Here is a 20,909-nt window from a genome sequence, read left to right as displayed (position 1 = left end):
CCCTACCGCTCCAGCCACTCCGAGCGCAGGATGCCGTGGCGGGAGCAGCATGCCTCCCAGCCGAACGGGCTGATTTTCACCACCATGCGGCGCTCGCACACCGGGCAGATGCGCGGCGCGTCGTAGGGACGATTCGGGTTCACAGGCAACTGAATCTCGCCGGACAGGACGGCGTCGGCAAGCTCGGTGCTCTCCGGCACGCGCATTAGAGGGCCTTGATGGTGTCGTAGACCGCGCCGTGGCCGGACTTCATCTTCTGGCCGACCGGGGTGATGCCCAGGTCAAGCACGCGGTCGACGGCCTCGCGATCCTGCTCGATCGGGCGGCCCAGGGTGGTCAGGTAGTTGCCGCCGATGATGGCGTTGGCGCCGCCGAGGAGGCCGGCCTCGGTGCCGTCGTCGCCAAGCGCGAGCTCGGTGCCGCCAGCGAAACGCAGCTGTGCGGTCGGCATGGCCAGACGGAACGCGGCAACAGCACGCAACGCCTCGCCCTGCGGAACCAGCGGACGGTCCTCAAACGGGGTGCCCGGGCGTGGGTCGAGGAAGTTCATCGGGACCTCGTGCGGCTGGATCTCCGCGAGCTGGGTTGCGAACTCGGCGCGCTGCTCCAGGGACTCGCCCAGGCCAATGATGCCACCGCAGCAGGTCTCCATGCCCTCGGCCAGCACGTACTCGAGCGTGTTCTTGCGCTCCTCCCAGGTGTGGGTGGTCACCACGTTGGGGAAGTAAGACTTCGCGGTCTCAAAATTGTGGTTGTAGCGAGACACGCCCATCTCCTTGAGCTGGCGCGCCTGGTCCTGGGTGAGGATGCCCAGGGATGCGGAGATGGAGATGTCCACCTCGTCCTGGATGGCCTTGACCGCGGCGGCAACCTGGTCGAGCAGCTGCTGGGTCGGCCCCTTCACGGCGGCGACGATGCAGAACTCAGCCGCGCCCATCTTCTCGGACTGCTTGGCAGCCTCAACGAGCTCGTTGATGTCCAGGGTCACTGCGCGGACCGGGGACTCGAACAGGCCGGACTGGGAGCAGAAGTGGCAGTCCTCGGGGCAGCCGCCGGTCTTCAGGGAGATGATGCCCTCGAGCGACACGTCGACGCCGCAGTGCTTGATGCGGGTCTCGTGCGCGATCTCCAGCAGCTCCTGGAGGTCCTCGTCAGGAACCTGGAGGACCTGCAGGATCTCCTCCTGGTTCAGGCCCTCGCCCTTCTCCAGGGCCTTTTCGCGTGCAATATCAAGAATAGGTGCGTGTGACATTGGTTAAACTCCGTTCTCAATGTAATGACTGCCAAAAGGCTACCGCATTGCTTGAACAGTGTTCAGGTGTTGCCCCAAAAATCCCCCGCGTCCCCGAATCTGGGGGCGGGGGTGCGCGATGTCAGGATCACTCGCCGTCGGAGCGCTTCCGCTCGCTCCTGGGCGGCAGCTTCATCTTCTTCAAGCCCCGGTACGCAGTGCGCGCGCCCGGAATGTGGCGAGCGCGGTGATACATGAAGGTGGTCAGGGCGTATCGCGGGTCGTACGCCGCGGCGGCCTCCTCGTCGTACTCGTAGACCGGCAGGCTCCAGCCCCGCTTGAGCGAGAACAGGCGCACCCCGAGCACCGCGACGAGCGTTACTAGGATGACCGCCCACTCGTGGACGCCCAGCCAGGACAGGGCCCACCACACCACAACACCGATGACGGCGGCGGAGGCGTACATCTCCTTGTGGAAGACGAGCGGGACGCGGTCGGAGAGGACGTCGCGAAGCACACCGCCCGAGACACCCGTGGTCACCGCGGCCACGCACGCGATGATGAAGCTGTGGCCGTTCTCCACCGCAGTTTGGATACCCAGCACGGCGAAGGCGGCCAGGCCGATCGCGTCGGCAACCAGGAAGCTGCGACGCAGACGTACCAGCAGCCAACTCACCCGCACCGTCACCGCGGCCGCGATAATCACCGTGAGCAGGTAAAGCGGCTGCTCCACCCAGGTCAGCGGGTACGTGCCGAGCAGCACGTCGCGCACCGTGCCGCCGCCCAACGCAGTCAGCGCGCCGAGCGTGATCACGCCGAACAGGTCCATGCGCATCCGGCCCGCGGCCACCGCCGCCGTCATCGCCTCGGCCACGATGCCGATGACGTAGAGGATGGAGACCAGGTTCGCGGTGCTGAAGTTGGCAACATAGGAAGCGATCATGCGCCACCCCCGTCGGCGTATTCCACCAGCAGTGGAGAGTGGTCCGACCAGCGCAGCTCCACCGCGTCGGCCTTTTCCACCCAGCTGCCCCGGGCCCGGGCAAGCATGTCTGCGGTCGCGGCCTGGTAGTCGATGCGCCACCCGGCGTCGTTGTTAAACGCCTGTCCGCGGTAGGTCCACCACGTGTACGGCGCAGCTTCCGGCGACAGGCGACGGGCCACGTCGAACCACGCTGGCTCCGCCGCAGCCGTGCGCGGCGCCGCACCCTCGGGACCGTAGTCGACCGCGCCGACCCAACCGGCGTTCGCCTTGTCCTCTATATCCTGCGCCTCATCGTCCGGGAATGCGCCGAAGACCGAGTCCATAAACGCGCGCTCCGGCGGCAGGAAGCCCGACTTCTTGCGGTTCGTCTTCCAGTTCTTCAGGTCCTCGCGGCGGTGGCAGATGTTCCAGTCGCCGCCGATCACCATCTGCGGGTACTGCGTGGCCCACTCGGCAAGCAGCGGCTCGAACTGGTCGAGGAACTCGTACTTCTCATCCTGCTTCGCAGTCTCCGCTGCGCCCGACGGCAGGTAGAGGGAGGCGACGCGCGTCCCGCACGGCAGGGTCCCCGCCAGGAACCTGCCGGCGGTTTCGAATCCGGGGATGCCGGTCTGGACGTCGATAAGCGAATGCTTCGACAAAATGCCGACCCCGGCCCTCCCCTTCGCCTCAGCGGGCGCAACTACCAGCTGCCAACCCTCATCGAGGGCGGGGGCAAGCGCCGCGTGCGCCTGCTCCTCCGTCGCACGGACTTCCTGCATCAGTACCACGTCGGCGCTGGTGTGCTGCAGCCACTCGAGCATGCCCAGGTTGTCCTCGTTGCGGACCTTCGTCGCGGCCCGAATCCCGTTGACATTCACAGAAGCGATAGTGAGACTCATGCCCCCGAGACTACCTTTTACAGGACAAGCGGTATGTAAACGCTGTACGCTGAGAGGTTGAGTACTGCCAACCAGAAAAATGAGGAGCACAATGGCTAAGATCATCTGGACCCGCACCGACGAGGCGCCCCTGCTGGCGACCTACTCGCTCAAGCCGATCGTGGAGGCGTTCGCTTCCCAGGCAGGGATCGATGTGGATACCGCCGACATCTCGCTCGCCGGCCGCATTATCTCGCAGTTCCCGGAGCGCCTCACCGATGAGCAGAAGCTTGACGACGCATTGGCGCAGCTCGGCCAGCTGGCCAAGACGCCCGAGGCGAACATTATTAAGCTGCCGAACATCTCCGCATCTCTGGTGCAGCTGAAGAAGGCCATCGCCGAGCTGCAGGCCGCCGGCTTCGACCTGCCGGAGTACGAGGAGGCGCAGGAGAAGTACGACGCCGTCAAGGGCTCCGCCGTCAACCCGGTGCTGCGCGAGGGCAACTCGGATCGCCGCGCGCCGGAAGCTGTGAAGAACTACACCAAGAAGCACCCGCACTCCATGGGCGAGTGGTCGAAGGACTCCAAGACCAACGTTGCCACCATGGATGCCGGCGACTTCCGCCACAACGAGAAGTCCGTCATCATCCCGTCCGAGGACACCCTCACCATCAAGATGACCGACGGCACCGTGCTCAAGGAGGGCCTGAAGGTCCAGGCCGGCGAGGTCATCGACGCGACCTACATGTCCGCCGCTGCGCTCGACGCATTCCTGCTCGACGCTGTGAAGAAGGCCAAGGAAGAGGGCGTGCTCTTCTCCGCGCACCTGAAGGCCACCATGATGAAGGTCTCCGACCCGATCATCTTCGGCCACGTCGTGCGCGCATACTTCAAGCCCGTCTTCGACAAGTACGGCGAAGAGCTGCTCGAGGCCGGCCTGAACGGCGAGAACGGCCTCGGCGCCATCCTCGACGGCCTGTCCGAGCTGGAGAACGGCGAGGAGATCCGCAAGGCCTTCGAGCAGCAGCTTGTCGACGGCCCGTCGCTGGCCATGGTGAACTCCCACAAGGGCATCACCAACCTGCACGTGCCGTCGGATGTGATCATCGACGCCTCCATGCCGGCCATGATCCGCACCTCCGGCCACATGTGGAACGCCGACGACCAGGAGCAGGACACCCTGGCCGTCATCCCGGACTCCTCCTACGCCGGTGTGTACCAGGCCGTGATCGAGGACTGCCGCGCCAACGGTGCCTTCGACCCAACCACCATGGGTACCGTCCCGAACGTCGGCCTCATGGCGCAGAAGGCCGAGGAGTACGGCTCCCACGACAAGACCTTCAAGATCCCGGCAGACGGCACCGTCCAGGTGGTCAACTCCGCCGGTGACGTGCTCATCGAGCACGACGTCCAGGCTGGCGACATCTGGCGCGCCACCCAGACCAAGGACGCCCCGATCCAGGACTGGGTCAAGCTTGCCGTCAACCGCGCACGCCTGTCCGGCATGAAGACCATCTTCTGGCTCGACGAGGAGCGCGCACACGACCGCAACCTCATTGAGCTGGTGAACAAGTACCTGGCCGACCACGACACCGAGGACCTGGACATCTCCATCCAGTCCCCGGTCGAGGCCACCAAGACCTCCATCGAGCGCATCCGTCGCGGCGAGGACACCATCTCCGTGACCGGCAACGTGCTGCGTGACTACAACACGGACCTCTTCCCCATCCTCGAGCTGGGCACCTCCGCGAAGATGCTCTCCGTCGTCCCGCTGATGGCAGGCGGCGGCCTGTTCGAGACCGGTGCCGGCGGCTCCGCCCCGAAGCACGTTCAGCAGGTCCAGGAGGAAAACCACCTGCGCTGGGACTCCCTCGGCGAGTACCTCGCGCTGGCTGAGTCCTTCCGCCACGAGAAGAACACCAACGGCAACGAGCGCGCCGGCGTCCTGGCCGCCGCGCTGGACAAGGCCACCGAGCAGCTTCTCGACGAAGGCAAGTCCCCGTCCCGCAAGGTCAACGAGATCGACGACCGCGGCTCCCACTTCTGGCTGTCACTGTTCTGGGCCGAGGCGCTCGCCGCCCAGACCGACGACGCCGAGCTGGCCTCCGCGTTCGAGCCGATCGCCAAGGACCTGCGCGCCAACGCCGAGCAGATCGACTCCGAGCTGCTCGCCGCACAGGGTTCCGCCGCTGACCTGGGTGGCTACTACTGGCCGGACGAGGAGAAGACCACCGCGGTCATGCGCCCGTCCGCGACCTTCAACAAGGTCATCGACGCGCTGAAGAAGTAGGCGCTCGGCCATTCCGGCCCCGGTTGCTGCGTATTCGCAGCGGCCGGGGCTTTGGTTTGCGGCTCTTGACCTGGCCTGTCGATGTCGCACTACGTAGCCTCAGAAGCGTAGCCCCTAATGCGTAGCCTCTAGAACGTAGCCTTTCGAGTAAATCATGTTTGAGTTGGCCAAAGTTTTTCCGTTTACTCGAAAGGCTACTTTTTAGGGGCTACGCTTCTCCCGCTACGTTTTAGCTTTCGTGTCAGCCGCATCAACGTAGCCTCCGCCGCACCGCTTTCTGCTGCCCCACCAGAGTGTCGCGCACTTCTTGCACAAACGTCTCCGGATTTCTGCGCAGGAAGCCCGGCGAGTACCGCAGGAACACATACCCCTGGTTCGCTATCCGCTTTTGCCGGCGAAATTCCTTCTGCCTCACCTGTTCTGCGTCTGGGCCTTGGTATTTCACCTCACCATCGATCTCGATGAGCAGCCAGCCATCGATGCACAGATCGGCATACCGCCCAGCCACCTCATACTGCGTTGTCACCGGACCAATTCCTGCTTGGATGAGCAGCCCACGCGCGAGGGATTCGTACGGTGAATCGGAGTTGGCTACCGCGTGGTCCAAACATTTTCTTACCGTACCGATCCCCTTGGCTCTTCCGAGCAAGGCAGCATGTGTATGCAGCATCTCCAGATCGAACCCTCTCCGGAGTAGGTAGTCGGCCGCCACGAGTCCCTCGACGAATCCGTGGTAGCGGGCGATGTCAGCGAAAGTGCGGAAACCGGTTGTCAGTCGGTGCCCGTCAACGTCGCCAATGTCCATCGGGAGCAGTTTCGATCGACGAAACACCAGGCCCTGACTACGATCTCTGTTGGTAGAGACACCCCCGGATGGCAAGGCGAGCTCAATGTGTTCCGCTGACGTGCTAATGACCCACATACCGTGCATCCGCGCAGCCGAACGTCCAACTAGGATCGCGCTGTTACTTGTCCTGCCAGCGGCTTCGACGCGCAGCCATTGCCGCTCATGGTATCGCAACTCCTCCCACGCGCTACGCGGGTAGTAGATCACTGAGCTCAGCGCCAAATAGTGCTCAGCGAGATACACGAGTGCCTCCCGCGACAGCGCGCGCTTATCGACGATCCCCCGCCGCAGCTCCCCCTTCCGTGCTTCCCACCGCCGCAGTTCGACCTGGTTTTCTCTGTCAATCCCCATACCTAGTTTGACGAAGAAAACCAGGTCCAGGTTCCCTCACTTCGCGGAAACCTACCCCGCGTTGCGCAGCGCTGTGGCGAGCCCGTTCATGGTGACCTGGATGGTCTTGGAGACCAGGAACGTTTCGTCGCCGGCGCGGTAGCGGCGAAGCAGCTCGAGCTGGACGGCGTTGAGCGGCAGTAGGTAGGGGTATCGGCGTTTCAGCGAGCGGGCTTGCCGCTGATTCTCGGCAACCAGGTCCGTGTGCCCGGTGATACGGAAGTACACCTGGCGAGTGCGCTCGAATTCGTCGGAGATGAGCCCGAAAATCCGCTCAGCGACATCAGCGTCTTCGACCAGGTCGGCGTAGAGGCGAGCCAGCGACATCTCCGCTTTCGCCATCACCTGCGCCATGTTTGCCATTACAGATCGGAAGAAGGGCCAGTCACGGTAGAGTTCGCGCAGCTCGTCCCAGCGTGCTTCGCTCTCGCCCGCCCAGCGCTCCACCGCGGTACCGACGCCGAACCAGCCGGGCACATTGGTGCGCGACTGCGCCCAAGACAGGACCCAGGGGATGGCGCGAAGATCGGAGATCGCAGTGGTTTGTTTGCGCGAGGCGGGGCGGGAACCGAGGTTGAGCTCGCCGATCTCGTGGAGTGGGGTGGATTGGGTGAAGTAGTCGATGAAGCCGGGGTCGCCGATGAGTTCGTTGTACTTTTCGCCGGAGTAGGCGGCAAGCGTGCGCATGATGTCGTAGGCGCGGGTCGGGTCTGCGATCGGTTCCGTGTCCAGCAGGGAGGCCTCGAGGGCACCGGCGACGAAGGCCTCGAGGTGGCGGCGAGCGGTTTCTGGGGAGCCGTACTTAGCGGAGATGATCTCGCCTTGTTCGGTGATGCGGATGGAGCCGTCGACGGCGCCCTTGGGTTGGGCGAGGATGGCGTCGTAGGTGGGCCCGCCGCCGCGGCCGACTGCCCCGCCGCGGCCGTGCGCGAGCCGGAGGCGGATGCCGTGGCGGTTGCAGAGTTCAACGAGGGCGAGTTCGGCGTCGTAAAGCGCCCAGTTGGCCTGCAGGTAGCCGCCGTCCTTGTTGGAGTCGGAGTAGCCGAGCATGACCTCCTGCACGTCGCCACGTTCGCGCAGGTAGTCGCGGTAGAACGGGAGTGACCAGAGGTCTTCGAGGATGCGCGCGCCGTGCGCAAGGTCGTCGATCGTTTCAAACAGTGGCACAACGTTGACCGCGTCGAGCCCGACCTCTTTGAGCAGCACCATGGGTTCGAGGATGTCGGAGACGGCCCCCGTCATGGCGATGATGCACTGTGTGACCGCGCCCTGCCCCAGGTCGCGGACGGCGCGTGCTGCTGCGGTGAGGATACCCATTTCCTTGCGCGTGGCGTCGCTAAGCTGCGCCTCGGCGCGCAGCAATGGCCGCGGTGTGCGCAGCTCCTGAACGAGCACCTCCACTCGGTCCTCCTCCACGAGCTCCGCGTAGTTTTCGCAGACACCGGCTGCCGCGAGCACCTCCGCCACGACCGCCTCGAAGGACTCGGAATTCTGCCGCAAGTCGAGCGTGTACAGGTGGAAGCCGAAGGTGGTCACGGCCGAGCGCAGGCGCGCGAGCCGATCATCGGCGATAATCGCGCCTCCGTACGCGCGCAGCGAGTCGTCGATGCAGTCCAGGTCGGCGAGCAGTTCCGCGGGGTCAGCGTATGGAGCATGCGTATCGACGCCCACCTCCTCCCCCGCCAACGCCCCGCGCGTCGCCGCAACGCGGTGCCGGATCCCGTACACGGCGCGGCGGTAGGGTTCGTCCACGCGGGACTCGGCGGTGTTGTCGGCGGCGTCGGCGAGCTGGGAAAGCTCTGCCGAGCAGGTGGAATAGCGGTCCGACAGGGAAAGTTCGCGCTCCAGGTCGGCCAGCTCGTCCAGGTAGTGCGCCAGCGCTGTGTCGGCGGCCTGGCGAGTGGCGTAGGTCAGCGTTTCCGCGTTGACGTACGGGTTGCCGTCGTGGTCGCCGCCGATCCAGGAGCCCGGGCGGAGGACCGGGGTGAGTGCAGGGACGGTCCCGGTGGCGTCGGCAAGCAACTGCTGAATGGCGCGGTTGAGCTCCGGGATCTGCTCGAGCAGCGAGAGTTTGTAGTAGCGCAGACCGACGTCGATCTCGTCTTCGAGGCGCGGGCGCGCGATGCGGATGAGGGCGGTCTGCCACAGCAGGGTCATGCGCAGCTCCATCTCACGCTCGATCGCCTCGGGGTCCGCACCAGCGTGAAGCTCGCTGAGCAGGCGTTTGATGCGTGTCTGGGTGTCAAAGACGGTGCGCCGGCGCGTCTCGGTGGGATGCGCGGTGAGCACCGGCGAGACCTGCGCGCCGGCGACCAGTTCGGCGACCCGATCTGCGCCCACCCCACTGTCGTGCAGGTGCGCGAACGTGTTGCGCAGCGACACCGGGGCGGGGACCTTCTCGTCGTCCAGGTCCTCGACGAGGTTGGTCAGCAGCGCGAAGTGGCTAAACGCGCGGGCGACCAGGTTCACGTTCGTGATGTCCAGCTCGCGGAGCACGGCGAGCAGGTCATCCGGGGTGGCGTCGCCGTGCGCGATGTCGAAGGCGGTGCGGCGGGTGGATTCAACCAGGTCGAAGACTTCCTGGCCCTCCTGTTCGGCGATCACCCGGCCAAGCACCCGCCCGAGCAGTCGGATGTCTTCACGGACGTGGTCTGCGGGTTGGGTTGGCACGTGGTGTCTCCTTACAGCTTCGAATTCTTAAGCGGTGTCCAGCACACCACCTAATGTAACCCAGATCACATCCCCGCTCACCACAACGCACATCACACTCTCACGAGCTGGGCAAACCACCCCAATTTTATTCAGCCGTTTAACACGCAAAATAGACAGCTTGGTACACAACGGACCGACCGCGCGTTACGGTCAGGGGCCATGAGCAACTACGACAACTCCAACGCCAACGAGTGGGCCTTCGCCACCCGCTCCATCCACGCAGGCCAGCCCGTCGACTCCGATACCGGCGCGCGCAACCAGCCGATTTACATGACCACCAGCTACGTCTTCGACGACGCGCAGCACGCGGAGAACCGCTTTAACCTCTCGGACGCGGGCCCGATTTACACACGCCTGACAAACCCCACCCAGCAGGCGCTGGAGGATCGCCTCGCTTCCCTGGAGGGCGGCGTCGCCGCCGTCGCTTTCGCCTCCGGCATGGCCGCGGAGACCGCCGCGATCCTCAACCTCGCCTCGGCCGGCGACCACATCGTTACCTCCCCGCGCCTCTACGGCGGCACCGAGACGCTTTTCCAGGTCACGCTGCCGCGCCTGGGCATCAATGTCACCTTCGTGGACAACCCGGATGACCCGGCCAGCTGGCAAGCCGCCGTCACCCCCAACACCAAGGCCTTCTACGGCGAGACCTTCGGCAACCCGATCGCGGACATCCTGGACATCCCGGCGGTGGCCGAGGTTGCGCACGCCAACCAGGTCCCGCTGATCGTGGACAACACCATGGCCACCGCCGCGCTCGTGCGCCCGATCGAGCTGGGCGCGGACGTCGTCGTGGTCTCAACCACCAAGTTCTACACGGGCAACGGCGCGGCCATCGGCGGCGCGATCATCGACGGCGGCTCCTTCGACTGGACCGTCCAGCGCGACGGCGAGGACGTCTTCCCCTACTTCACCACCCCGGACCCGGCCTACCACGGCCTGAAGTACGCCGACCTGGGCGCGCCCGCGTTCGCACTCAAGGCCCGCGCTGGTCTGCTGCGCGACACGGGCGCCGCGATCTCCCCGTTCAACGCGTGGGTCGCGCTGCAGGGCCTGGACACCCTCCAGTTGCGCGTGAACAAGCACAACGAGAACGCTGCTGCGGTCGCCGAGTTCCTGGCCAACCACGACAAGGTGGCGAAGGTCAACTACGCCGGCCTGCCGGATTCCCCGTACAGGGCTGTCAAGGACAAGCTCGGCCTCGCTCACACTGGCTCCGTGCTCTCGTTTGAGGTCGCGGGCGACCCGGACGATCGCATCAAGGCCTGGGCGTTTATCGACGCCCTCAAGCTCCACTCCAACCTGGCCAACATCGGCGACGTGCGCTCCCTGGTGGTCCACCCGGCCTCCACCACCCACTCGCAGTCCAACGCGGAGGGGCTCAAGCGCGCCGGCATCAGCCAGGCCACGGTCCGCCTGTCCGTAGGTATCGAGGACATCAACGACATCATCGACGACCTCAAGCGCGGATTCGCGGCGATCTAGGCGGACCCCATGCTCACACTCGCCCCCGAGGGCCAGCTCGCCACCGTCGACATCAGCACCCTCCGCACCGAGGCAGGCGCCCAGATCGACGAGGCGCAAATTGCTTACCGACGATGGGGCGAGCCGGCCGGTGACCCCAACGGCACCAACAACATCCTGCTTGTCGAGCACGCACTGACCGGCGACCCGGACGCCTCCGACTGGTGGTGCGAAGCGATCGGCCCCGGCAAGGCGCTGGACACCGACGAGTGGTGCGTGATCTGCACCAACGCCCTCGGCTCCTGTTACGGGTCGACGGGTCCGGCGTCCCCCTACCCGGGCGGCACCGGAGTGTGGGGCTCCCGCTTCCCTGCCGTCTCCATCCGCGACATGGTGCTGGCCGAGCACCGCTTCCTCGAAGCCCTGGGTATCTCGCGCGTGCACGCGATCCTGGGCGGCTCGATGGGCGGCGCCCGCGCGCTGGAATGGACGCTGCTTTACCCGGAGCAGGTGGACTACGCGCTGGTGATTGCCGTCTCCGCGCGCGCAAGCGCGTGGCAGATTGGGATCCAGACGGCGCAGATCACCTCGATCACGCAGGACCCGGACTGGCAGGGCGGGAACTACCACGGCACGGGTCGCGCACCTGATGCGGGCCTGGCAGCCGCCCGCCGCCTGGCACACCTCACCTACCGCGGCGAGCTGGAGATCGACGAGCGCTTCGGCACCTCCGCCCAGCCTGGCGAAAATCCGCTCGGCACCTACCGCGAGGACGGCGAGCGCTTCGCCGTCCAGTCGTACCTGGAGCACCAGGGCCGCAAGCTCACCGAGCGTTTCGACGCCGCCTCCTACGTCACCCTCACCGAGGCCCTCAACCGCCACGACGTGGGCCGCGGGCGCGGCGGACTGAACAAGGCGCTGGCCTCATCAACCGTGCCCACAATGATCGTGGGCGTTGACACCGACATTCTCTACCCCTACCACCAGCAGGAACACCTCTCCCGCAACCTGGGCAACCTGCTCGCGATGTCGAAGCTGTCCTCGCCCGTCGGCCACGACGCGTTCCTCGTCGAGGCGCGCCAGATGGACCGCGTCCTGCGCAACTTCATCGCGCTGACCCGCGAGGCCCCGTCCGCGCACGACATCGCGGCCGCCCGCGGCGACTACGACATCTAGGAAAAACTCAGAGGTCGCGGAGGGTCACGTGGGCGTCGTCAAGCGTGGCGATGAGCCCGCGCCCCATACCCACCCAGCCGACGGGCACGGCCGCGTCCAGCTCGATCCGCTGGTGCACGTGGCCGAGCGCCCAAGCGTCGTAGCCTCGCGTCTCGAGCTCCTCAACGTCGCAGGGCAAGCAGGCGTTGTTGGAGTATTCGCCGGTGACGGAGGTGTGGAGGAGGCCGAGGTTGGGCGCGCCGCTGATACGCGAAGGAAACGACGGCACCAATCGGCGCGGGTCGCGGTCCACCTCAACGGCGGCGGTGTGCAGCGCCCACCCGCCCGCGCGGATCGTCTGCGGCCGCGTGCCCGCCACAGCGACACCTGGCGGGATCACTGCGGAGAGGTCGTGGTGGACGTCGTGGTTGCCGGCGATGAAGACGGTGGTGTCGAACAGCTCGAGGGCGCGGGCGAAGAAGCGCGTGACCTCGCCGAAGGTGGCGCTGGTGAAGCGGGAGCGGTCGATGACGTCGCCGAGCATCACAAAGTGCGCAGCCCCTGCCTGCGCCCCGCGACGCAGCGCGCCCAGCGCCCACTCGATGCCGGGGCCGGTCTTCTTCGTGCCAGTTTGCGGGCGGCCGAGGTGGATGTCTGCAAGGACGAGGATCGGAGCGGTCATTGGACCAGGTTAACGCGCGTGGCGGGACTGCCACCAGCGCACGAGCACGAGCACGAGCGTGGAGGTGCCGACGCCGATGAGCGTCATCGCCATCGCTTCGGCGCGGTGGCCCTGGTCGTACTGGTTCATGATCCACGGCGCGAGCAGGTTGATGTTGCTCGGGCGGATCAGCGAGGACATGACCAGCTCACGAATGCCCACGAAGAAGGCGAGCAGCCAGCCGGCGAACAGGCCGGGCGCGAGCAGAGGCACGGTGACGCGGGTGAAAGTTTGCGCCGGGGTGGCGCCGCAGATCGCGGCGGCCTCCAGCATGGTCGGCGACATGGATGCCGCGGACGTCTTCACGTTCTGCACCGCCATCGGCGTAAACAGTACGGTAAACGCCATGACCAGGATGATCTGGGTGCCGTACGGCGTCCACGGCAGGTTGGGCGAGTTCCACAGGAGGATAAAGCCGATGGCCAGGACGATGCCGGGCACGGTGTCGGGGGCGACGGCGAGGAAGTCGGTGAGCTTTGCCACGATAGTGGAGCGCCGCATGGTCAGCAGCGTGATCGCGAGGGCGACCAGCACCGCGGTCGTCGCGCCGATCGCGCCGAGCACGATCGAGCGGGTGAGCGCCTCCTGCGCAGACGGCATGGACAGCACGATTGCGAAGTAGTCAAACGTGAGGTTGTTCGGCGTCGGCGCCTTGGACCGCAGGATCGTCATCGCCGCCAGGATGATGGAGATGTACGGGATGAATACGGACAGGGCAAACACCACCATGCTGTAGACCCACGCGAGGGCCATTGCGCTTTTCGACGCCCGCAGCCGCACCGGCCGCGACGCCCTTCCCCCTCCGGTGAGGTCTTTCCGGCTCGCCCACTGCTGGATGGCCCACGCCGTGACGCCGAGGGCGAACAGCACGGACGAGGTCGCGGCCGCGCTGCTGAAGCTGAGGGGGTCGATGGTCACGTCCTCGTAGATCGAGGACACGAGCACCTTGTAGCCGATTGCGTTACCCAGCGTCACCGGCGTGCCGAACTCGCCGGCCGCCTTGATAAAGACGATGAGCGCGCCCAACGAGTACGGGCCGACCACCATCGGCGCGATGATGCGGGTGAACTGCTGCCAGCGGGACGCGCCCGCCACCTGCGCCATCTCCAGCTGCGAGGCGGGGATGCCCTCGAAGCAGTTGCGCAGGATGAGGTAGAGGAACGGGAAGAGCTCCGCCGCCATGATGAAGCCCATGCCCCAGACGGAGTAGATGGCGTCGTGGGCGAACCCGCCGAGCGTCTCGCCGAGCAGCATGTCGGCCACGCCGCGCACGCGGGTGAAGTCCATCCACGCCATCGCCGCGGCGAACGGCGGGGTCATGAACGGCACCATGATGAGCACCTCCACCCAGCCCGCCTTGCGCATGGGGGTCCAGGCGCGGAACAGGGCGAGTGGGGCGGCGAAGAGCGTGGCGAAGAGGACGACGATGAGCGAGAGCACAATCGTGTTACCCAGGACCTTGAGCATGCCGGGCTCGACCAGCTCGCCTAGCGCGGACGGCTCATCGCGGTAGCCGGTCACCGCGGTGACCAGCACGGAGAGCAGCGGGGCAGCGACGAGGACGAGGAGAAGGAGCAGCACCACGTAGATGCCGGGGCCGTTGCCCCGCCTGGTGTTACGCCCCGGGCGCCGCCCCGCCCGCGCGTTGTTGCTTCCTGGCTCGGCCGACAGCGTTCCCGGCTCGGCCAGCGGCGTTCCCGGCGTTCCCGTGTTCAAGGTCGTCACGTACTTCCTCGCTCCTCGCGCAGGCGGCGCCAGTCGCGCCGCGGGTGGGTGTTACAGGTAACGCTCGGCGAACTGCTCGCGAACGTTCTTGGACTCAGCGGAGATGGCCTCCCAGTCGTCCGAGATCTGCGTGATCTCGTCCAGCTTCGGGCTTTCCTTCGGCTCGACCTCCGGGTTCGCCGGGATCATGTACTTGGACGCGGAGATCTGCTGCGCTTCCTCGGAGAACATGAAGTCGACGAAGGCCTGTGCTGCCTCCTTGTTGTCGGAGGTCTTCATGATCATCACCGGGCGCGGGGAGACCGTGGTGCCGGACAGCGGCAGGCTGATCTCCAACGCCTCGCCCTTGTCCTTCTTGGAGTACGCGGAGTAGTCCACGCCGCCGAGCACGATGCCCTTGGAGCCGGAGGTGACCTTGTCCAGCGCCGGGCCGTTGGCGCCCTCGACGATCATGCCGTTGTCAAACAGCTTGTCAAAGAGCTCCCAGGTCTTGTCCTCGCCCCACTCTGCAACCATGGCGGCGAGCAGGTCGGCGGCGGTGCCGGACTCACGCGGGTCAGGCATGATGACCATGTCCTTGTACTTCGGGTCGGCCAGGTCCTCCCAGTCGGTCGGGGCCTCGTCGATGACGTCGGTGTTGGCCACCAGGGTCAGCGCGGAGCCGTCGCGGCCGTGGAAGGTGTCGTCCTGCGCGTTCCACTTCGGGTTGGAGTTCTCAATGTTGGCGGGCTTGTACGCCTCGAGCGCGCCGGCCTCTGCCTGCTTCGCGGCCGCCTTCCAGGACGCCAGGTAGACCACGTCGGCCTGCGGGTTCGCTTCCTCCGCCTTGAGCTTGGCGGTGATCTTGCCGGTGGTGTCGGCGAATACGTTGACCTTCACATCGGTGCGTTCCTCGAAGGCTTCGACGAGGGCGTCGGTAAGCCCCTGCGGGTTCGCGGAGTAGTAGTCCAGCTCACCGGAGAGGCCTTCCGGGGCCTCCCACTTCTCGGCGGATACGGCCTGGCTCTCGGAGGCGCCTTCGGAGCCGGTGGATTCCGCGTTGTCGGCGGACTCGACGGAACCGCAGGCGGTCATGGTGAGCGCTGCGGTCAGGCCGACGATGGCGGCAGCAATCTTCTTCATTGTTGTCTCCTAAAAGTTCTTGTTCAGTGCTCGCAGGCCGGTCGGCCCAGGAGGAGGACGTGATGACGGGTGGTTACGGTGTGGTCACCGTCAGCAGGACGGTATCCCCGCGCCCGATCGGCGCGCGGGTGTAGGCGAGCCACGGCTCGGGGGCGCCGTCCACCAGGCAGCGGATCTCGTACCGCCCGCCGGTGTACTGCCGCTCGACGACCTCGCCAATGACGGAGTTCTCCGGAAGCGATTCCGGGCGCTTTCCATCATCCAGCACCGTGACCTGCACGTTTTCGGGTCGGTTGTCCGGTAGCGTGTCGTGCGTGTTGGTCACGCCGACGAACCCGGCGACGAACGAGTCCGCCGGGTGGTCGTAGAGTTCCACCGGCGCGGCGAACTGACGGACCTCGCCCTCGTTCATCACGGCGACGCGGTCCGACATGGCCAGCGCCTCGGCCTGGTCGTGCGTGACGTAAATGACGGTGAGGTCCAGGTCGTACGCCAGCCGGGTGAGTTCGCTGCGGATCTGGGTGCGCAGCGCCGCGTCCAGCGCGGACAGCGGCTCGTCCATGAGCAGCAGGTCGGGCTGCGACACCAGCGCACGCGCGATCGCCACGCGCTGCTGCTGCCCGCCGGACAGCTCGTTCGGCCGCTGGTCCGCCTTCGAGGCAATATTGACCATCTCCATGGCCTCCGCCACGCGGCGCTCGCGCTCCTTCGCGTCCACCTTCGCGGCCCCCGTGGTCAGCGGGAACTCCACGTTCTTCGCCACGGTCATGTGCGGCCACAGCGCCAGGTCCTGGAACACCATCGACAGGTTGCGCTTGTTCACCGGGGTGTTCGTCTTCGGCCCGAACACCTCGCGCCCGGCAAACGTGATCGTGCCGGCATCCGGCGTCTCCAGCCCCGCGATGCAGCGCAGCATCGTGGACTTGCCGCAGCCAGAGGGCCCGAGGATGGAGACGAACTCGCCCTTCGCAATGCTTATCGACGTCGCGTGCAACCCCGTCCCGTCAGGAAACTCCCGCCGCACGCTGTCCAATTCGACCTGCGCCGTCGTCACTGCTGCCACCCGCTTTCAATCACGTTGCCGGTCTTAAATGCGTCCTCGTGCACGAGCAGGCCTGCCCGGTCCAGCTCCGCAACTAGTGTGTCGCGTTTGCGCACCGCGTCCTTGCGGGAGGTCTCCTCCTCGGAGATCTCGGCCCACACCTGGCCGCCGAATGTGGCGATCTCCAGATCCGTCTTCACGCCGCCGATCTCGACGCGCCACGTACGCTGCTCGACGGTCTGCGTCATCTTGAGGTCCGACGCCGCCAGCGTAGTGCCGGTCGCCTTTGCAAACTTCCCGGGTTCCAGGTCCTTCACAATTGCCACGGCCTTATCGGCAGACGGAATCTCGCACTGCGCAGTCACGCACGCCGCGCTCTTCTTGGTGCTGAAGTCCAGCGTCGACGTCGCGTAGCTCGCGTTCACTTGCGCCGCGTAGTTGGTGTCCGACGCGTCAAAGTTCTGCTTGCGGGCCTCCTCCAGCCCGGCACCGACGCTTTCGGAGGACACCGAATTGCCCTCGAGTGGCAGGCGATATTTATACGTCACGTCGTATCCCTGCGCGCCGTCCTTGTATCGCAGGCGCGCCGTCCACCCGTGGTTGGCCAGGAGTCCGTCGGCGGTGTCGAAGTACACTGACTGCTCCGCCCCAGAGGATTCACGGACGTCGAAGAAGGAGCGGAATTGCGCGGACGGTGCGCCGTCCGCGCCGACGGCGGTATCACTCAGGCGGAGTTTTACCTGGTAGTCGGGGGCCGCAACCGCCGCGGCACCCGCGTGCGGAAAGGGCGCGAGCGCTGCGGCAACGCAAAGCGCAAGCGCGGGAAGTGACCGTTTCTTTACAAACACCCGGTAGACGGTAGGCATTCAATGTTACTTCCGGGAAAATCCCGTATGAAGTTTGTGTGAACACGGTCCGCCGGTGGCCGCCACAAATCATGACCCCAGCGAGTCGACGGTACCCGCGAGTAGCACCATGGCCAGCCCGCAGCACACACAGAAGACGGCGTCCGCCCGGCGCGAGCGCACGGCGAGCAAGCCGACGATGCGCGAGTCGCAGGCGTAGCGCATCACCGCGAGCCACATCATCGACGCCCCCAGCACAAACGTCGCGCGGCGCCAGTGCTCCGTGGCCGCGAACAGTGCGGAGGCGACAAACCCCACGACAAAGAGGGCAACCATCGCCCACTGTGCCCAATCGGGGAGGCGCGAGGGAGGGTTGCCGATGTCGTGGGGGTTATCGAGTGAGAGCACGAATGCCCCAACCTTTACGCGTCGGACGCGATGCCGGCGGCGCGCTCAGCGCTTTCCACGATGTTGCGCACCAGGAAGGTGCGCGTCATCGGGCCGACGCCGCCCGGGTTCGGGGAGACCCAGCCGGCCTTGTCCCACACATCCGGGTGCAGGTCGCCGACGGTCTTGCCGTCGACGCGGGACACGCCGACGTCGAGAAGCGCTGCCCCCTCCTTAATCATGTCGGCCGTAATCATGTGCGGCTTGCCTGCGGCGGCGATGATAACGTCGGCGCGGCGCGTTTCTGCGGCGAGGTCCTTCGTGCCGGTGTGGCACAGGACGGCGGTGGCGTTGACGTCGCGGGAGGTGAGCATCAGCGAGATCGGCCGGCCGACGGTCACCCCGCGCCCGATGACGCAGACGATCGCGCCGTCCAGGTCGACGCCGAAGCGCTCGAGCAGCTTGATCGAGCCGTTCGGGGTACACGGCAGCGGGGCGGGCTCGTTGAGGACGAGCTTGCCCAGGTTCACCGGGTGCAGGCCGTCGGCGTCCTTGGCCGGATCAATGAGCCCGAGGATGCGATTCTCGTCCAGGTGCTTGGGCAGCGGGAGCTGGACGATGTAGCCGGTGACGGCATCGTCCTCGTTCAGCTCCGTGATCACCTGCTCGAGCTGCTCCTGCGTAGTGTCGCCTGGCAGCTCCTTCATAATGGAGGCGATGCCGAGTTCCTCGCAGTCGCGGTGCTTCATACGCACGTAGTTCTGGCTCGCCGGGTCCTCCCCCACCAGCACGGTGGCCAGGCCCGGGGTCACGCCGTGTTCCTCCTTGAGACGAGCAACGCGAGCCTCAAGGTCCGCGAAAATCTCCTCGCGGTAGAGTTTTCCGTCCAATTTGATCGCAGTCACGCACCCCATCCTAGACTGTCGGTGTGTGCGCACTTCACGTCATCTTTGATAACCCAGTCATCCCCGGCAACACCGGCAACGCGATCCGACTGTGCGCCAATACTGGTGCCGTCCTGCACTTGGTCGAGCCCCTCGGCTTCAACTTCGACGACAAGCACCTCAAGCGCGCGGGCCTGGACTACCACGACCTCGCGGACGTGCAGATCCACCCAGATATAGAGGCCTGCTTTGCCGCGCTGGACGGAGCGCGCATCTTCGCGTTCACCACCAAGGCCACCACGTACTACCACGACGTTGCCTACCGGGACGGCGACGCGCTCCTGTTTGGCACCGAACCCACCGGGCTGTCCGAGGCACACAGCCACCACCCAAAGGTCACTGACCAGGTGCGGATTCCCATGCTGCCCAGCCGGCGGTCAATGAACCTGTCTAATTCGGCGGCCGTCGCAGTATTTGAGGCGTGGCGGCAGCTGGGGTTCCCCGGTGGGGTGTAGGCCTGTCTAGGCCAAGCCTCACCCGAACCGGGCGTCCAACCGCTGCTGATACATCGGTGGCATGATGCGTAGCTCCCACAAGCGCCGCGACAACTCCGCGTCGCCCATCTTCGCACGGAACGCCTCGCCCATGGTGAACCCGTGCGAAGGCTCGTCCAGCACCTCGATGGCATCGCCCGGCGTGATCGCGCCCTCCTTGTTCACGCGAAAGTAGCAGCCACAGTCCCCGCTTAAGGTAAACGCCTTCACCCACTGCGGCTCCCCCATCCACGCCGCGAACGTGCGGCACGGCGAGCGCGGCACGCTCACCTCCAGCTCCACCTCGCCGATGCGGAAGCGCTGGTTGATCAGCACTGCGGTCCAGTCGATGCCCAGGGTCGTAAGGTTCTCACCAAACATGCCGTTGTCCAGTGGGTACCCCAGCTGGTTGCCCCACCAGTCGAGGCGCTCGCGGCTAAACACGTAGACCGCCTTCTGCAGCCCGCCGTGGTGAGCGGTGTCCCCCACCGTGTCGCCGACCACGCCGCTGCCGTCGCCGTAGTGCGGCCCCGGAATGATCACGTCGAGCCGCTCGGCAGGCTGCTTATGAATGCCACTCTGCCGCGCCGCCCCGCCCGGGTCGCGCTGCGGGCGGGCGACGTTTGCACTCAGCACTGTCGCACGTTCGTGCGACTCAGATCCGCTCATAGTGATGTAGCGTACACCCCGACTGTTAGGATTTGCCCCTGTTCCCCCGTTTACACACAACGCTTTGAAAAGAGGCGCACATGTTTCCCACTCTGACGGCACAGCGTCGTCGCAGCCTCGCCGCAGTCGCGGCCGCGCTCAGCACCGCGGCGCTGTTGGCCGGCTGCGGCGACTCGGGCGACCCGGGCGATTCAGAGCCCACGACCTCCTCCCAGAATTCCGCCGCCGCCGAGATCTCGGAGATGCTCAATGCGCCCGTCGAGGCGGATACCTCGACCTCATCCAAGCCGACCACGTCCAGATCGACCGCGTCCTCCGCGCAGCGCTCGGCCGAGCCACCCATCGATCGGCGCGCGATCGACCCGGACAACGACGCGTCCGGCCAGCGCGGACGCGACGATAACCTGGGCATTTACTACCACAACTCCACGGACTGGCAATGGCTCCAGGCGCCGGGCGGGGTCGTTCCAGGCGGCATGATCCACAACGCCACGACGGACACTGAGTGCTCAACGGGCTTCCTCGCATCCAAGGGCGACCGCCTCTTTATCATCACCGCGGGCCACTGTGGCCTGGTTGGCGACGACTTCTACGTCAAGGATTCCAACGGCAATTGGACGCGCGCGGGCACGATGGTGGAGTCGCTGTGGCAGCAGGACCAGCGGACCACCGAATTCGGCGCGGACATCGGGCTCATCGAGCTTTCTGGCGAATCCCAGTACTCGTCCTCGCTGCCGTTGGACCGCCCGCTGCAAGGCTGGATCACCCCGCAGGAGGCGCAGCGCCAGGGCATGGCGATTTGCCGCCTCGGCGCGACCACCGGCTACTCCTGCGGCGAGTTCACCGAGATCGGCCACGACGGGCAGTTCTACTTCCGCAACATCTCGGACCGCGGCGATTCGGGCGGCGCGATCTTCGCTGTCAACAACCAGGGCGCGTGGGCGCTCGGCGTGACCTCCAACGGCTCGGACACCAACAAGACCATGCTGGGTGGGATGGAGATCGCCGGGGCCATCGAGCACTGGGGCCTCACCCTCCACACCTAGCTCA

At 65.9% G+C, this 20,909-nt stretch carries 19 protein-coding genes; 5 read left to right on the top strand and 14 right to left on the bottom strand.

Translation table 11 applies throughout. The features are described from left to right. Nucleotides 1-2: 2 nt before the first annotated feature. The 4 genes from bsaP to EAW56_RS01330 form a co-directional block, all read right to left on the bottom strand. Complete coding sequence (gene bsaP / locus EAW56_RS01345) at nt 3-206, bottom strand: biotin synthase auxiliary protein BsaP (RefSeq protein WP_122084738.1); 204 nt, start codon at nt 204-206, stop codon at nt 3-5. Further along, on the bottom strand, nt 206-1,252 hold the full coding sequence (bioB, locus tag EAW56_RS01340) for a biotin synthase BioB (RefSeq protein ID WP_095277691.1): 1,047 nt from the start codon (nt 1,250-1,252) through the stop codon (nt 206-208). The genes bsaP and bioB overlap by 1 nt, the downstream gene beginning before the upstream one ends. 127 nt (nt 1,253-1,379) lie before the next feature. After that, the gene (locus EAW56_RS01335) at nt 1,380-2,174 is read right to left on the bottom strand and encodes a trimeric intracellular cation channel family protein (RefSeq protein ID WP_122084736.1); all 795 of its coding nucleotides are present in this window, start codon (nt 2,172-2,174) and stop codon (nt 1,380-1,382) included. Then, nucleotides 2,171-3,097 (bottom strand): exodeoxyribonuclease III, encoded by a 927-nt coding sequence (locus EAW56_RS01330; RefSeq protein ID WP_122084734.1) that lies wholly within the window; start codon nt 3,095-3,097, stop codon nt 2,171-2,173. The genes EAW56_RS01335 and EAW56_RS01330 overlap by 4 nt, the downstream gene beginning before the upstream one ends. 91 nt (nt 3,098-3,188) lie before the next feature. On the opposite strand from EAW56_RS01330, the gene EAW56_RS01325 reads away from it, so the two are divergent. Continuing rightward, nucleotides 3,189-5,366 (top strand): NADP-dependent isocitrate dehydrogenase, encoded by a 2,178-nt coding sequence (locus EAW56_RS01325; protein ID WP_122084733.1) that lies wholly within the window; start codon nt 3,189-3,191, stop codon nt 5,364-5,366. 250 nt (nt 5,367-5,616) lie between these two features. Here EAW56_RS01325 and EAW56_RS01320 read toward each other — a convergent pair whose 3' ends face one another. Both EAW56_RS01320 and ppc read right to left on the bottom strand, forming a co-directional pair. After that, on the bottom strand, nt 5,617-6,564 hold the full coding sequence (locus EAW56_RS01320; RefSeq protein WP_095277699.1) for a hypothetical protein: 948 nt from the start codon (nt 6,562-6,564) through the stop codon (nt 5,617-5,619). Nucleotides 6,565-6,615: 51 nt separating this feature from the next. Further along, complete coding sequence (gene ppc, locus EAW56_RS01315) at nt 6,616-9,273, bottom strand: phosphoenolpyruvate carboxylase (RefSeq protein ID WP_122084731.1); 2,658 nt, start codon at nt 9,271-9,273, stop codon at nt 6,616-6,618. Nucleotides 9,274-9,474: 201 nt separating this feature from the next. On the opposite strand from ppc, the gene EAW56_RS01310 reads away from it, so the two are divergent. Both EAW56_RS01310 and metX read left to right on the top strand, forming a co-directional pair. Beyond that, nucleotides 9,475-10,797 (top strand): O-acetylhomoserine/O-acetylserine sulfhydrylase, encoded by a 1,323-nt coding sequence (locus tag EAW56_RS01310; protein ID WP_095546126.1) that lies wholly within the window; start codon nt 9,475-9,477, stop codon nt 10,795-10,797. A gap of 9 nt (nt 10,798-10,806) precedes the next feature. Then, nucleotides 10,807-11,952, top strand: coding sequence for a homoserine O-acetyltransferase MetX (gene metX / locus EAW56_RS01305; RefSeq protein WP_095546127.1), 1,146 nt, complete (start codon nt 10,807-10,809; stop codon nt 11,950-11,952). Nucleotides 11,953-11,959: 7 nt separating this feature from the next. Here the strand turns inward: metX and EAW56_RS01300 are convergent, their stop codons facing one another. The 7 genes from EAW56_RS01300 to EAW56_RS01270 all read right to left on the bottom strand — a co-directional run bounded on the left by EAW56_RS01300 (nt 11,960) and on the right by EAW56_RS01270 (nt 18,678). Next, nucleotides 11,960-12,613 carry a metallophosphoesterase family protein gene (locus tag EAW56_RS01300; RefSeq protein WP_122084729.1) on the bottom strand — a complete coding sequence of 218 codons (654 nt, stop codon included), beginning with the start codon at nt 12,611-12,613 and terminating at the stop codon, nt 11,960-11,962. A gap of 9 nt (nt 12,614-12,622) precedes the next feature. Then, nucleotides 12,623-14,377 carry an ABC transporter permease gene (locus EAW56_RS01295; RefSeq protein ID WP_244213303.1) on the bottom strand — a complete coding sequence of 585 codons (1,755 nt, stop codon included), beginning with the start codon at nt 14,375-14,377 and terminating at the stop codon, nt 12,623-12,625. A gap of 51 nt (nt 14,378-14,428) precedes the next feature. Then, nucleotides 14,429-15,499, bottom strand: coding sequence for an ABC transporter substrate-binding protein (locus EAW56_RS01290; RefSeq protein WP_095277710.1), 1,071 nt, complete (start codon nt 15,497-15,499; stop codon nt 14,429-14,431). 73 nt (nt 15,500-15,572) lie between these two features. Next, nucleotides 15,573-16,562: an ABC transporter ATP-binding protein gene (locus tag EAW56_RS01285; protein WP_233125501.1), complete on the bottom strand. Its 990-nt coding sequence runs from the start codon at nt 16,560-16,562 to the stop codon at nt 15,573-15,575. Continuing rightward, nucleotides 16,550-17,407 (bottom strand): hypothetical protein, encoded by an 858-nt coding sequence (locus EAW56_RS01280; protein WP_133064808.1) that lies wholly within the window; start codon nt 17,405-17,407, stop codon nt 16,550-16,552. Before EAW56_RS01280 ends, EAW56_RS01285 begins: the two co-directional genes overlap by 13 nt. A gap of 69 nt (nt 17,408-17,476) precedes the next feature. Next, nucleotides 17,477-17,794, bottom strand: coding sequence for a DUF3017 domain-containing protein (locus EAW56_RS01275; RefSeq protein WP_095277717.1), 318 nt, complete (start codon nt 17,792-17,794; stop codon nt 17,477-17,479). Between the two features lie 14 nt (nt 17,795-17,808). Then, nucleotides 17,809-18,678: a bifunctional methylenetetrahydrofolate dehydrogenase/methenyltetrahydrofolate cyclohydrolase gene (locus EAW56_RS01270; RefSeq protein WP_186439346.1), complete on the bottom strand. Its 870-nt coding sequence runs from the start codon at nt 18,676-18,678 to the stop codon at nt 17,809-17,811. Nucleotides 18,679-18,701: 23 nt separating this feature from the next. Between EAW56_RS01270 and EAW56_RS01265 the strand changes: the two genes are divergently transcribed. Then, nucleotides 18,702-19,172, top strand: a complete 471-nt coding sequence (locus EAW56_RS01265; protein WP_095277722.1) for a tRNA (cytidine(34)-2'-O)-methyltransferase — start codon at nt 18,702-18,704, stop codon at nt 19,170-19,172. Nucleotides 19,173-19,190: 18 nt separating this feature from the next. Here EAW56_RS01265 and EAW56_RS01260 read toward each other — a convergent pair whose 3' ends face one another. Then, on the bottom strand, nt 19,191-19,859 hold the full coding sequence (locus EAW56_RS01260; RefSeq protein WP_095277725.1) for an MOSC domain-containing protein: 669 nt from the start codon (nt 19,857-19,859) through the stop codon (nt 19,191-19,193). Between the two features lie 80 nt (nt 19,860-19,939). Here EAW56_RS01260 and EAW56_RS01255 point away from each other — a divergent pair, with 80 nt between their 5' ends. Continuing rightward, nucleotides 19,940-20,905 (top strand): chymotrypsin family serine protease, encoded by a 966-nt coding sequence (locus EAW56_RS01255; RefSeq protein ID WP_095277728.1) that lies wholly within the window; start codon nt 19,940-19,942, stop codon nt 20,903-20,905. Nucleotides 20,906-20,909: the final 4 nt, after the last annotated feature.

The sequence above is a fragment of the Corynebacterium gottingense genome (genome assembly GCF_003693265.1).
Taxonomy (GTDB): domain Bacteria; phylum Actinomycetota; class Actinomycetes; order Mycobacteriales; family Mycobacteriaceae; genus Corynebacterium; species Corynebacterium gottingense.
Note: the sequence above shows the minus strand (reverse complement) of the source record. Positions and strands in the feature narration are given on the sequence as shown.